The sequence below is a fragment of the Curvibacter sp. Hmag1.1 genome (assembly GCF_059769165.1).
On the sequence record NZ_JBMBGX010000002.1, the window covers coordinates 2,040,926 to 2,054,496 of the forward strand.

At 58.4% G+C, this 13,571-nt stretch carries 12 protein-coding genes; 9 read left to right on the forward strand and 3 right to left on the reverse strand.

Translation table 11 applies throughout. The features are described from left to right. Positions 1–3 precede the first annotated feature (3 nt). Positions 4–1,143: a M48 family metallopeptidase gene (locus tag ACOAP0_RS10300; RefSeq protein ID WP_498376323.1), complete on the forward strand. Its 1,140-nt coding sequence runs from the start codon at positions 4–6 to the stop codon at positions 1,141–1,143. Here the strand turns inward: ACOAP0_RS10300 and ACOAP0_RS10305 are convergent. Continuing rightward, the gene (locus ACOAP0_RS10305; protein WP_498376324.1) at positions 1,140–1,862 is read right to left on the reverse strand and encodes a hypothetical protein; all 723 of its coding nucleotides are present in this window, start codon (positions 1,860–1,862) and stop codon (positions 1,140–1,142) included. The genes ACOAP0_RS10300 and ACOAP0_RS10305 overlap by 4 nt on opposite strands. Before the next feature lie 95 nt (positions 1,863–1,957). Here ACOAP0_RS10305 and ACOAP0_RS10310 point away from each other — a divergent pair, with 95 nt between their 5' ends. The 7 genes from ACOAP0_RS10310 to cynS all read left to right on the forward strand — a co-directional run bounded on the left by ACOAP0_RS10310 (position 1,958) and on the right by cynS (position 8,405). Beyond that, positions 1,958–2,752: a FliA/WhiG family RNA polymerase sigma factor gene (locus ACOAP0_RS10310; protein ID WP_498391399.1), complete on the forward strand. Its 795-nt coding sequence runs from the start codon at positions 1,958–1,960 to the stop codon at positions 2,750–2,752. Between the two features lie 48 nt (positions 2,753–2,800). Then, a complete protein-coding gene (locus ACOAP0_RS10315; protein WP_498376326.1) occupies positions 2,801–3,994 on the forward strand; it encodes a PAS domain-containing sensor histidine kinase in 1,194 nt (397 codons plus the stop codon). Between the two features lie 2 nt (positions 3,995–3,996). Continuing rightward, positions 3,997–4,668, forward strand: a complete 672-nt coding sequence (locus ACOAP0_RS10320; RefSeq protein ID WP_498376327.1) for a response regulator transcription factor — start codon at positions 3,997–3,999, stop codon at positions 4,666–4,668. Positions 4,669–4,788: 120 nt separating this feature from the next. Then, positions 4,789–6,204, forward strand: a complete 1,416-nt coding sequence (locus ACOAP0_RS10325; RefSeq protein WP_498376328.1) for a CmpA/NrtA family ABC transporter substrate-binding protein — start codon at positions 4,789–4,791, stop codon at positions 6,202–6,204. A 2-nt stretch (positions 6,205–6,206) separates the two neighbouring features. Further along, on the forward strand, positions 6,207–7,064 hold the full coding sequence (gene ntrB / locus ACOAP0_RS10330) for a nitrate ABC transporter permease (protein WP_498391400.1): 858 nt from the start codon (positions 6,207–6,209) through the stop codon (positions 7,062–7,064). Further along, positions 7,054–7,935, forward strand: coding sequence for an ABC transporter ATP-binding protein (locus ACOAP0_RS10335; RefSeq protein ID WP_498376330.1), 882 nt, complete (start codon positions 7,054–7,056; stop codon positions 7,933–7,935). The genes ntrB and ACOAP0_RS10335 overlap by 11 nt, the downstream gene beginning before the upstream one ends. A gap of 26 nt (positions 7,936–7,961) precedes the next feature. Beyond that, the gene (cynS, locus tag ACOAP0_RS10340; RefSeq protein WP_498376331.1) at positions 7,962–8,405 is read left to right on the forward strand and encodes a cyanase; all 444 of its coding nucleotides are present in this window, start codon (positions 7,962–7,964) and stop codon (positions 8,403–8,405) included. Between the two features lie 6 nt (positions 8,406–8,411). On the opposite strand, the gene ACOAP0_RS10345 is transcribed toward cynS, so the two are convergent. Next, a complete protein-coding gene (locus ACOAP0_RS10345) occupies positions 8,412–9,506 on the reverse strand; it encodes a 3-deoxy-7-phosphoheptulonate synthase (RefSeq protein ID WP_498376332.1) in 1,095 nt (364 codons plus the stop codon). 244 nt (positions 9,507–9,750) lie between these two features. Here ACOAP0_RS10345 and ACOAP0_RS10350 point away from each other — a divergent pair, with 244 nt between their 5' ends. After that, positions 9,751–11,298, forward strand: coding sequence for a DNA cytosine methyltransferase (locus ACOAP0_RS10350; protein WP_498376333.1), 1,548 nt, complete (start codon positions 9,751–9,753; stop codon positions 11,296–11,298). Between the two features lie 214 nt (positions 11,299–11,512). Here the strand turns inward: ACOAP0_RS10350 and ACOAP0_RS10355 are convergent, their stop codons facing one another. After that, positions 11,513–13,570, reverse strand: coding sequence for an AIPR family protein (locus ACOAP0_RS10355; protein WP_498376334.1), 2,058 nt, complete (start codon positions 13,568–13,570; stop codon positions 11,513–11,515). Between the last annotated feature and the right edge of the window lies 1 nt (position 13,571).

The following is a 13,571-nucleotide window of genomic DNA, read 5'->3' on the forward strand; positions in this document are numbered from 1 at the left end:
CGCATGCCGAGCAGCAGTAGCGAAGCCGCCGCCGCCCACGGCACATTCACAGGCCGATTCTTTGCCCCCGGTCTGGACGGCGTTGGCGCAGGCGCCAGTGCGTTCTGGCAACACGGTCGCTTGCAGGTGCAAGCTGCGGATCAAGCTTGGGAATCCGTGTCGGATGCACGTGTGCAGTCCGGCGGTTTCAATGCCACGCAGCTCGCGCTGGTATGGGCCGATGCAAAAGGCGAATGCCGCTTTTATGTGGATGCCGGTGCCTCGCGCACGGCCTTTGCTGCCGGTTTGCCCGCTCACCTGACACCGCAGCACCAGGCCGCCGGCAACGCAAGCGCCAAGGTGGAGCGGCGCTTCAGGTTGTGGTGTGCCGCTTTGGCGCTTCTTGCACTGGTTCCATTGCTGGCCCTGGTCTTGTTAATCACCCGCGTGGACGACGCCGTGGGCTGGCTAGTGAAGCATATTCCTCACGAGCAGGAAGCCAAGCTGGGCGATCTGGTGCTGGCCCAGACCCGCGCGCAAATGCGCGTGATGGAGTCCGGCCCGGCAGTGGACGCAGTGCGCCTCATGGGCCAGCGTCTGACCACGGGCTCGGCCTACACCTACCGTTGGCTGGTGGTCGACAAAGCCGAGCTCAATGCCTTTGCAGCGCCCGGCGGCGTGGTGGTGGTGTACAGCGGTTTGCTGCAGGCCGCCAAAACGCCGGAAGAAGCAGCTGGCGTCATCGCCCACGAGGTGGCACATGCCGAGTTGCGCCATGGCCTGCAAGGAATGGTCAAAGCGCTAGGGGTGCGCGCGGGTGCCGCAGTGCTGCTGGGCGACTGGAGCGGTGCCGCGCTGGATCAGGCGATGACCGGCTTGTTGGAAATGAAGTTTTCCCGCGAGGCTGAGGAAGCCGCCGATGCCGAAGGTTTGCGCCGTTTGGTGGCTGCCCGCATCAATCCGTCTGGTATGGCCGACTTTATGGACACGCTGGCCAAGCAAAGCTCAGGAGCTGCGCTGCCCGAGTTGCTTTCCACCCACCCGGCCTCTGAGGGCCGGGCTACGCGTCTGCGCGAGGCAGCCAAGGCCCATGCCGGGCCTTGGGATGTGCTGCCCTTGGACTGGGCTGCAGTCCAAGGGTCTTTAAAAACCTCGAGTCCTTAAGGGTTGCCAGCCAGCGTCTTGTAAGACGGAATGTTGTCGAACACATCCTGTGGCTTGGAGAAGTCACTGGCCTTGTTGGCGGCATCCTGCAGGCTCTCTGCCCAAGTGCGCATGCGGGCAATCAAAGCTTTGCGTTCCGCGGATGCTTCGAGGCCGGCGGGTGTCCAATCTGCGGGTGTTGTATCGCCGAAATTCAGCGCATTGGCGAGGATGTGGAAGGTGACCACATAAGCGCGGCCCGCACTTTTGAAATTGACGATGCGGACATCAAATACCAGCAGATCACGTGGTCGGCTTTGCACGCTGCGTACATTGATGGTCATGCAATTGTCATCCCGTCCACGCGCTTTGTTGACGGCAACGATATGGGTTCCGCTGCAGGGGCTGCCGGTTACGAACTGATCCATGCTGGCGGAGGACAGGTTAGTGGTGAGTACCTGTACTGCTTGATCCTGGAAATTCGAATCCACGTTCACCAGAACTACGGTACCCCGGTTGATCTCATCGGCATTGTTGATGGCCCCCGCGACTTGTGTTGTGACATCTACGATGCGCCAGAGGTCACCACCTGTGTAAATGCTGTAGCCACCTGCGGTACTCCAGCGCTCCACCAATGCACCTTTTTCAAAAGGGGCTGGCTTTCCATCCTTAAAAAACTCGACGGCAGACGCCTGCAGGGAACCGAAAACGAAAAAAGCGGTAAGAAAAATGCGTTTCATAAACAAAGAATAAAAATGAGGGCCTGATGCTATCCGTCAATATCTTTCTGGCCCATCCCCCGTTAGAGTGAAAGCTCTGAGTTTTATAAATTTTCATGACTGGTTCGCCCGACTCGCTGAACGATGACACCCGCAAGCTGGTGGAAGACCACCAGCCGGTGGTGCGCTCCGTGGCGAACCACGTGGGGCGGCGCCTGCCGCCGAACGTGGACAGGGCGGATCTGGTTCAAGACGGCATGCTGGGGCTGATGGAGGCGCTGCTGCGCTGGACCAAAGAGTCCTCGGGCACGCATTTCGAGAACTACATCGCCCTGCGGGCCCAGGGCGCCATGATTGACGGCCTGCGCGCTGCCGATCCGGTGAGCCGCCAGGTGCGCAAAGACATGCGGCGGGTCGAAGTGGCGCTGCAGCAGCTCAGCCACCGGCTGGGCCGCCCGCCGACTGAAGGCGAGCTGGCCAAGCAGCTTGACATGCCCTTGGCCGACTACCAGCGCCTGCTGCAGGACGCCCAAGGCTACGTGCCGATCTCGTTGCAAGATCTCACCGGCGACAGCGTAGACCAGTACCTCAAGCGCTGCCTGGAAGACAATGCCGACCCCCTGGCCCTGCTGGAGCGCGCCGCCCTGCGCCAGGCGCTGGCTGAATCCATCCAGCTATTGCCACGCAAAAGCCAGATCCTGCTCACGCTGTATTACGAGCACGAAATGCGCATGCACGAGATCGCCAAACACCTCGGCCTCTCGGAGGCGCGCATCTCGCAAATGCACACCCAGTCGATCGCCCAGCTACGGGCCTCGCTGGCGGACCGTGACATTAAGCGCCTGCTCACCCCGCGCATGCGGCCGCGCGACGAGCCTGACGAGTCGAAGTACAGCACCCTGGGCGCCTGAACCTGCAGCCCGGGGCTTGTCAGGCACGATGCTTGCTGCCTGCAATGCATGCACCCTCAAGCCCAAGTTGCCAACGTATCCGGTCCCACACAGCCCCTGTGGCGTGACCGGCTTTCGCTGCTGCTGGAGTCCACCGGCGAAGGCATCTTCGGCATCGACATGAACGGCCGCTGCACCTTCATCAACCGCGCCGGGGCCGCCATGCTGGGCTACGAGTCCCATGAAGTGCTGGGCGCCAACATGCACGAGCTGGCACACCACAGCCACCCGGGTGGCGAACACTACCCGGAACACACCTGCCCCATCTTCAACGCCTTCCGCAAAGCACTGCCCTGCCGGATCGACACAGAGCTGTTCTGGCGACGCGACGGTTCGGCTTTTGCGGTCGAATACTCGTCGCACCCCATCGTCGATAGCGGCTTGGTGCAGGGCGCTGTGGTTACGTTTGTGGACATATCCGCCCGCCGCAACGCCGAAGAGGCCTTGCGCCGCGCCCACACCGAGCTGGAGCAACGGGTGGAGGAGCGCACCCAGGCGCTCTCCGAAGCCCTGCAGCAACTGCGTGAGCTCACGGCCTACAGTCACTCAGTGCGCGAAGAAGAGCGCACCCGCATTGCCCGCGAAGTGCATGACGAGCTGGGTAGCCTGCTGGTCGCCCTGAAGATGGATGTCGGTTGGCTCGAAAAACGCCTGGGCGAGCAACCCGGCCGCGCGCCGGATGCAGCCCAAGCCATGCGCGACCAGATGCAGCACAAATGCCGCAACATGAGCCAGCTGATTGAGGCGGCGGTGGATAACGTCGGCCGCATCATCACCGACTTGCGCCCCAGCATCCTCGATCACCAGGGCCTGTGGGTCGCGCTGGACTGGCAGGCGCACGAGTTTGTGCAGTCTGCAGAGATGGGCTTGGACTGGCACATGGACGTGAGCGCCGCGCAGCCCGTGCCTGACACCCACACCATCGCCATCTTCCGCATCTTTCAAGAAATGCTCAGCAATGTGGGGCGCCACGCGCAGGCGACGCATTTGGACATCTCGATCCGCGCGGATGCGAGTGACATCACCATTTCCGTCAAAGACAATGGCCGGGGCGCTCCCATGCAGGCCTTTGATGCGCCCGACGCCTACGGCATCATGGGCATGCGGGAGCGGGCAAGGCACTTGGGCGGAAGCCTGGAGATTGCAAGCCAAATCGGCCTCGGGTCCTCATTCAATCTGCGCGTGCAGCTACCAAAACCATAGCAATGCCAAGCTCCACCACCCTCACCCCCTACCGCATACTGATTGGTGACGACCACCGCATCGTGCGTGAAGGGCTCAAGCAAGTGCTGGCCGACGCGGCTGACCTGCACGTGGTGGCAGAGGCGGCCAGTGGCCCCGAGGTGTTGGAGGCGGTGCAGGCCCTGGGCGGCAACGCAGGCCTGTCGGCTGTGCTGCTGGACATTGCCATGCCTGGGCGAGACGGGCTGGATGTGCTTCAGGTCCTCAAGGCCACGTGGCCCAAGCTGCCTGTGCTCATGCTCAGCACCTACCCCGAGAAGCAATACGCCGTGCGCTGCATCAAGCTGGGCGCGGCCGGCTATCTGAACAAGGGTGCCGACCCCGACGACATGATCGCCGCCGTGCGCAAGGTCGCCAGTGGTGGCGTGTATGTGTCTGCACAAGCGGCGGAGGCATTGGCCAGTGCTGTGGCGAATGCGGCCCACCAAGGTGCAGAGGCGCTCTCTCACCGCGAGCACCAGGTGTTCAGGCTGCTCACCGCCGGCAAAACCGTGGGCGAAATTGGTGCACAGCTGGGGCTGGCATCCAACACAGTCAGCACCTACCGGCAGCGCATCCTTGAAAAAACCGGCACCAAAAACGACGTGGAGCTCGCGCTGTACGCCCAACAACAGGCCCATAACGGGAATTTGTAGGGCAGCCCCTACAAGGCGTTGCCGAAGTTCCCGCCATTTTTTGTAAGGGCTGCATTCCGGCACTTTCTGGCCCGCTCGTTGCAAAGGGGCACACATCTTTTAACCGGAAAGGTGTTTGCCATGTCGTTTGATTTTTCTCCCTACGATGCCGATCGCCCCTTGCTGATGCGCTGCACCTGCGGCAAAGACCACACGGTGGCAGAACACCAGAAAGAACAAGCCGCCCAAAGCGCCACCACCGAGCTCATCCGCCGCAGCCAGACTGAAGAATTCGAGGCCTATTCCAACGCGTTTGTAGAGGCCTCTCTTATCAAGGCCATCTTTCCGCAGGAGCGTGAGCGCCGCAACTTCTTGCGTGCGGTGGGCAAGGGCACCGCCATGGCAGCTATTGCCAGTGTGTTGCCCATTGCCAGCATGCAAGCCATGGCACAAGAGGCCGGCAAGAAGCCCGGCACGCTGGAGAAGACCAACCTCAAGATTGGCTTCATCCCGATCACCTGCGCCACGCCGCTCATCATGGCCCACCCCTTGGGCTTTTATAGCAAGCAAGGTCTGAACGTAGAGGTCACCAAGACCGCAGGCTGGGCGCTGATCCGCGACAAGATGATCAACAAGGAATACGACGCCACACACTTCTTGTCCCCCATGCCGCTGGCTATTTCCATGGGCGTGGGTTCCACCCAGGTGCCCATGAACGTCGCCACTATCCAAAACACCAACGGCCAAGCCATCACCCTGGCCAACAAGCACAAAGACAAGCGCGACCCCAAGCTCTGGAAGGGCCTCAAATTTGCTGTGCCCTTTGAGTTCAGCATGCACAACTTCTTGCTGCGCTACTACGTGGCAGAAGCCGGCCTGAACCCCGACACCGACATCCAGATCCGCGTGGTACCCCCACCCGAAATGGTGGCCAACCTGCGTGCCGGCAACATCGATGGCTACCTCGGCCCCGATCCGTTCAACCAGCGCGCGGTGTTTGAAGAAATCGGCTTCATCCATATCCTGACCGAAGAGCTGTGGGACGGCCACCCCTGCTGTGCGTTTGGCAGCAGCACCGAGTTCATCCAGAGCAACCCCAACACCTTTGCCGCGTTGTACCGCGCGGTGCTCAACGCGGCCGCCATGGCGCGCGGCCCCGAGAATCGCGAGCTCATTGCCAAGGTGATTGCGCCCCAGGCCTACCTGAACCAACCCGAAACTGTGCTGGCACAGGTGCTCACCGGCCGCTTTGCCGACGGCTTGGGCAACATCAAAACCGTGCCTGACCGGGCGGACTTCAACCCCATCCCATGGCAGTCCATGGCGGTGTGGATGCTCACCCAGATGAAGCGCTGGGGCTACATCAAGGGCGATGTGAACTACAAGCAGATTGCCGAAAAAGTCTTCCTGCTCACTGACGCCAAAAAGCGCATGACCGAACTCGGCATGAAGGCCCCCGATGGCGCCTACCCCAAGTTCACCATCATGGGCAAAGTGTTTGACGCGGCCAAGCCTGACGAGTACGTCAACAGCTTCGCCATCAACAAGATGGGCTGAGCATGGCAAGCAACCTGAACGGCCGCGCGCTGCTCATCTCGCTGGTCTTGTTGTTGGCGCTTTTGGGCATATGGCAGGTGGCTACCCACAGCAGTGGCGCTGCCAGTGCCAGCAACCTGAGCGCCGAGCAAATTGAATACCTCAAGATGCTCGGCAAAGACCCCGGCACCCAAAAGCAGGGCGGCTTCCCTACGCCCGTGCAAATGGGCTCCACCATCTGGAAGCACTTGGCAGACCCTTTTTATGACAAGGGCCCCAACGACAAAGGCATTGCCATCCAGCTGGGCCATTCGTTGGCGCGGGTGGGCCTGGGCTTCTTGCTCGCGTGCGTGGTGGCCATACCGCTGGGGTTTGTCATTGGCATGTCGCCCCTGCTGCACAAGGCGCTGGACCCGTTTATCCAGATTCTCAAGCCCATCTCGCCCTTGGCATGGATGCCGCTGGCGCTCTACACCATCAAGGACTCGTCGGCCTCCGGCATCTTTGTGATCTTTATCTGCTCGGTGTGGCCCATGCTTATCAACACCGCGTTCGGCGTGGCCAGCGTCAAGCGCGAGTGGTTGAACGTGGCCCGCACCCTGGGGGTCAAGCCCCTGCGCAAAGCCTTTCAGGTGATATTGCCTGCTGCCGCGCCCACCATCCTGACCGGCATGCGCATCTCCATGGGCATTGCCTGGCTGGTGATTGTGGCGGCCGAGATGCTGGTGGGTGGCACCGGCATCGGCTACTTCGTGTGGAACGAGTGGAACAACCTGTCGCTCACCAACGTGCTGTTTGCCATTGGCGTGATCGGCGTCATGGGCATGCTGCTGGACCTGGTGTTTGCCCGCCTGCAGAAATGGGTGACCTATGCAGACTGAGCCCACCACTACAACCACAACGCCCCGCCCCTTCCTGCAAATTGAAGGTCTGGCCAAAACCTACCCCGGTGCTAACGAGCCCGTGTTTGACCAGGTGAACTTCAACGTGGCCAAAGGCGAGTTTGTCTGCATCATCGGCCACTCCGGCTGCGGCAAAACCACCATCCTCAACGTGCTGGCAGGCCTGGAGCAAGCCAGCGCGGGCCAGGTGTTCATGGACGGGCGTGAAGTCAACGCGCCGGGCCTGGAGCGCGGCGTTGTATTTCAGGGCCATGCGCTCATGCCCTGGCTCTCGGTGCGCAACAACATTGCGTTTGCCGTGCGCTCCAAGTGGCCCGACTGGTCTGCCGAGCAAGTGCGTGCGCATGTCGAAAAGTACGTGGCGCTGGTCGGCCTGACTGCCGCGCTGGACAAGAAGCCCGCTGCGCTCTCGGGTGGCATGAAACAGCGCGTGGGCATTGCCCGCGCCTTTGCCATCGAACCCAAAATGCTGCTGCTCGACGAGCCTTTTGGTGCGCTGGATGCGCTCACCCGCGGCACCATCCAGGACGAGCTGCTCACCATCGTGCGTGACACCGGGCAAACCGTTTTCATGATCACACACGATGTGGACGAAGCCGTGCTGCTGGCCGACAAGGTGCTGCTCATGAGCAACGGCCCCACCGCGCGCGTGGCCGAGATCGTGCACAACACCATGCCCCGCGACCGGCAACGCGCCACCGTACACCACGACCCGCAGTACTACCCGCTGCGCAACCATCTGGTGGACTTTCTGGTCAGCCGGTCCAAAGACCTGTCCAACGGCCGCGCGCCCGCGCACCCACCCGTGGTGCAACCCGGCCTGGCCGCTGTATCCGCTACCCCCGCTTAAACCTGTCAACACCAAAGGAGTCAACCATGAACCGCAACGACATCACCGAAAAGATCATCACCGTCAAAGTCAGCAAAGGCATCACCTGGGAATCGGTGGCCAAGAAAGTGGGCCTGAGCAAAGAGTGGACTACCGCCGCCTGCCTGGGCCAGATGACGCTGGATGACAAGCAAGCCAAGATCGTCGGCAAAATCTTCGGCCTGACGGTAGAAGAGCAAAAGTGGCTGCAAGTGGTGCCCTACAAAGGCTCCTTGCCCACTGCGGTGCCCACCGACCCGCTGATCTACCGCTGGTATGAAATCGTCAACGTGTACGGCACCACCATCAAAGAACTCATCCACGAGGAGTTTGGCGACGGCATCATGAGCGCCATCGACTTTTCCATGGACATCGTGCGCCAGCCCGACCCCAAGGGCGACCGGGTGAATGTGGTGCTGTCGGGCAAATTCCTGCCCTACAAGACTTACTGACCGGGCTCAGGCCTTCTGGCGGCGCTCGCGCACAGCGGCCGCCAATGTTTCGAGCACCGGTACGGTTTGCGCCCAGCTGATGCAGGCGTCCGTCACGCTCACGCCGTGCTGCAGCGGCTTGCCGTCCACGATGTCCTGGCGGCCCTCGTTGAGGTGGCTCTCGATCATCAGGCCGGTAATGCGCGCATCGCCTGCTGCAATCTGGGCCGCCACGTCCTGGGCCACCACGATCTGGCGGGCGTGTTGCTTGCTGCTGTTGGCGTGGCTCACGTCAATCATCACCTGCTCGCGCAGGCCGGCGGCCTTGAGCAGCGCGCAGGCTGCGTCTACATCGGCGGCCGAGTAGTTGGGCGCCTTGCCGCCGCGCAGGATCACGTGGCAATCGTGGTTGCCGCGTGTTTCAAAGATGGCGGCTTGGCCCATCTTGGTCATGCCCATGAATGCGTGAGCACCTTGCGCGGCCTGAATGGCGTCGGTCGCTACCTTGATGCCGCCGTCCGTCCCGTTCTTGAAGCCCACGGGGCAGCTCAGGCCGCTGGCCAGCTGGCGGTGACTCTGGCTCTCGGTGGTGCGCGCACCAATGGCGCCCCAGCTCACCAGCTCGCTGATGAACTGGGGTGAGAGCAAATCCAGAAACTCGGTGGCCGCAGGCAGGCCGGTGTCCAGGATGTCGAGCAGCAATCGGCGCGCCATCTCCAGCCCTTGGTTAATGGCAAAGCTGCCGTCCAGGTGCGGGTCGTTGATGTAGCCCTTCCAGCCCACGGTGGTGCGCGGCTTCTCAAAGTACACGCGCATCACCACCAGCAGGTCGGCACTCAGCGCATCGGCCTGCGCCTTGAGCAGGCGGGCGTATTCCATGGCCTGGCTGTGGTCGTGGATGGAGCAGGGCCCCACCACCACTACCAGCCGGTCATCCTGCCCCTGCAGGATGCGCGAGATGGCCGCACGGCTGCTCTCCACCAGCGCTTCGGCAGCGGCCGGCACGGGCAGCTTTTCTTCCAGCAGCGCGGGGGTGATGAGCGGGCGCACCGCGCCGATGCGCACATCGTCAATACGGGTGGTGTCGTGGGTGGTCAGGGCGGCGATGGTGGAGGTGGTCATACTATGAATTTGATAGCTGCTCGCGCAGATTAGGCGGGCGCTGGAGGGTGATTTTGCTTGTATTCTAGAGGCACAATCGACGGCGTGGTGCTTGTCGGACCTGCTGCTACCTGGTAACCTGGCTGAGCAATACCTTGACGTATGGGTGCCTGTCCATATTTTGGGTGGCCAAATGCGGCGTCCCACGTACATCACAAACACAATAGCGAGTTCCTGAGCACTTGTTCAGTTGAGTCAAATTAGCATGAGTTACAAAGTCATTGATCTGTTTGCTGGCCCCGGCGGCCTTGGCGAAGGTTTCGCCTCTCTGAAAGAGGGAAAAGCTTTCGAAATCGTAATCTCGGCGGAGATGGAAGAGAGTGCACATAAGACATTAACTTTACGGAGCTACTTTCGACACGCGAAGTGTGGACAAGACCGCAAAGCACTCAATGCTTATTACGATTTTTGTAATTCATCTTCCGCCCCTCATCCCAAAGACGTTGCCCCGAGCCTGTGGGCCAAAGCAACTTCCGAAGCTCGGCAACTCACTCTAGGAAGCAAAGCGGGCAATGAAGAACTAGACCAACTTATTGCGGCAGCCAAACTTTCCTCAGACAAGACCGTGGTAATTGGCGGCCCACCATGCCAAGCCTATTCGCTGGTAGGTAGAGCTCGGAATCTCGGTAAGGCGAACTACAAAGCCGAGGACGATCACCGACATTTTTTGTACAAAGAGTACTTGCGGATCTTGCAAAAAGTATCGCCCGCAGTCTTTGTTATGGAAAACGTAAAAGGCATCTTGTCTTCAAAGGTGAACAACAAGTTGGTCTTTCATGACATCTTGCGTGACTTGTCCAATCCAAGCATTGCGACTCAATCAGGTCACGGCCCAGAGTACGCAATTCATTCATTGGTTACGGACACTACTTTCAGCTATGGAATGGACCCCGGAAGCATTGATCCACGCGACTTCATCATCCATTCCGAGCGATATGGAATTCCACAAGCCCGCCACCGAGTCATTCTTTTGGGCATACGCAAAGACGTTTTGAAGGGCAAAATTTTTCCCAAGCTCGCACGAGCCGACCACCCAGTTACTGTGGAGCAGGCACTTTTCAATTTGCCTATGTTGCGTAGCAAGTTGGGGCGTTCAGATTCAGCGAGCGCATGGACGAAAGTAGTGGCAGAGCTATCAGGCCAGTTGGCACTTGAAGCACGAACTGCTGGAGCATTGGATATGGCAAAGGCACTGTCTAACCTGAAATCCGGTTTTTCAGATGAATTGGGAACGGGCGAGCTTCGCATGCCACGAATGGACTCAATCGAAAACCCACATGACAGATATTCGGAGTGGGTGACGGATAAGCAGCTTGATGTTTGGCTGAATCATGAAACCCGGTCACATATGACTAGTGACTTAGGGCGCTACCTGTTTGCATCGACATTTGCTGAAACTTTTGACCGTTCGCCGAAAGGCCATACAGACTTTGCACTTCCTAGCCTTGTGCCTGCTCATGCAAACTGGGAGTCCGGCAAGTTTGCTGATCGATTCAAAGTCCAGATGTACACACGCCCAAGCACGACAGTGACCAGCCACATTGCGAAAGACGGTCACTACTTTATTCACCCGGATCCATTGCAATGCCGAAGCCTCACGGTGAGAGAGGCCGCACGGTTACAGACCTTTCCAGATAACTACTTTTTCCAAGGGAACCGTACTCAGCAATTCCATCAAGTTGGAAATGCAGTCCCTTCTTTGCTTGCAAGTCAGATTGCGAAAACCTGTTTGGAAATTCTTGCAAAAGGATAATCAAAACATATTGGCGAATCGATCGTACTGGGTTAATTGAGACAAGTAGCAGCTTTGCTATGAACATACTAGGCGGTGTGTTGTTAGCCGCTCCCGTGGGCTAGCTTTCACTTAGCGGCATCCTCTCGCACCTAAGCTTCTTTATCTGCAAACACGCTTAAGTGGAAAGGCGCCGGCTCAACTGCTGAGCTCACTGACAAAGTGTTGCTTCTATTCAACCTTTGAAGCCCTCAACGAGAGCCTTTTTCTCAGCAGCGACTACTTTTTGACTCTGAGGACCTGAAGGAATCCTACGGCTGGTCATGGTGGCAGCGACAGTTAGGAAGTCAATCTCGCTTGGTGCCATGATGACTCCGTCGCTTGCCCACTTGAGAAGGTTTGACCAGTAGCCCGCGCCTTTGCTGACTACATACGTCTGCGCTTCGATGTCGTTCAGTACCCGCTGTTCACGTTTTGCAGATCGCTTTGCCCCGGCCTTTTCTTCAGCATCGATAAGGTCACTTGCTAGTTCGTTGCCAATCGAGGCGTCCACCGACTGAAGCAGATCATCCCAACACTTTTCACGTTTGCACCACTCAGTAACGTTAACAACCCTGTTCGCCTCAGCAGAAGAAATAATGCGTGATTGAACTTGCTTGGCTACATGCAGAAGTGCGTGATTGAGTGAGGCGCTGGTCGCTTGTCGATTCCAGACCTTTACGAAGTCAATGTCCATTTTCTTACTCTTCAACTCATAGAGGATCAGAGCAATCGCGTACGTCACTGTGTTAGCTCTATAGCCTTGCGCGTACCAGTCTGCTTGGCCCACAAGTCGCTCCATTGTTCTGAACATAATGGTCGCGCCAATGATGCTCTTGAACCAGTCCTCACCGAAGGCTACACCTTCTTCGCCCCATTGACCTGTGACGTTCTCAGCAAAAAACTTGAAGTTCTTCTGCGCACCTTGGCTCACCACATGAGGCATGCACATCGTGGTGACAAGGACCTTAGCAATATCTGTCTTTTGGATTAGCTGCTTCCTTGGATTTTGGACTTCGAATTCCTTTTTCTTCGCCGGGGTTAGATACGCCGAGGCGTTTGCATACTGTCCACGCGCTCGCTCATAGAACCAGTGAGTCATTTGGTGGGTACCCTCTGCAGCGGGGGCCCACACATTTCGGGAGAAGTTCTCTATACGACGATGGAACGGGTGATTAGAGAAAAAGTCTGCGTCATTGACCTTGTTTTGACTGTTGGCATAAAGCGATATCTTCGGAACTACGGCGTCAACCAGATCGGATCTGACTACAGACAGCTTCATTTGAACGCGGACTTTGCTTAGGTTTTCGCCTTTGTCTCGCTTCATGACGTTGAATATCGATGCCGTGGTCTGGCCGCCGTTGACGATTTGTAAGTGTTCTAGGCGGTTGAGTAAGACCTGATCCCCTACAGTTTGAAAATCAGCTTTTGCAGCGGTTGCCGATATGCCATTGTTGTAGGCAAAGAACATTTGTGGCTCTTCAAGAATCGTCTTTCGGATTCCTTTGTTGACACCCCTTGTGGCTTGAAGGAATGTTCGAACGTTTTGCTCAAGAAGCCGCCCACCATACAAATCGTATATCTCTGCAAGCCAGTCGCCCGGGATCACAGCAAGATATGAGTCGAGCTCGGCACCACCTGTGTTCGCGGGAAGGCAGGCAAGTCCCTTGCCAAACATTTCCACAAAATCGATAACGATTGGATCTGGTTCTCCGGTTGAAAGAAGTCGGCTGATTGCCACAAGGTCCCATACCCTGACAGCCCATTCCCTTTGACCTTTGGTTTTCTTGGGCCAAGACTTTACTGAGCTGGACTGTCTTGCGTTCGAAAGAATGTTCAATCGGATCCGCACAATGGAGTGGCCCATCTGCGCCAGTTGCCTTGCAAGACTCCAGATGCTGCTGCCTACATCCACTTCGAAGGCAAGATCGCTTTCGACTGCTCGTTCAAAGAACGTCTCGGCACGTTTTAGGTAGCCTTCAATGTCAGGTTTAGTCAGCGAATGTACGTCTGTGTCTGCGTGAAAGTCGACCTGGAAAAGATCTAGCGTGGCCTCGTCTTCTGTGTAGGTGTATCCATCTACCCGCATGCCTTTGTGCACGAAATAGGCTGGCTCAAAGCCCGGCACAGCGCCAGAGTCGATAAGGGCCTCCGCTACCACAGAAGCGAATGCGCTTTCAGAAAAGTCGGACGTAGCAGACGAGCGTGCGGCCACTTGCTGCAGAAGTTCTCCAAGGAATTCACTGTCGCTCATA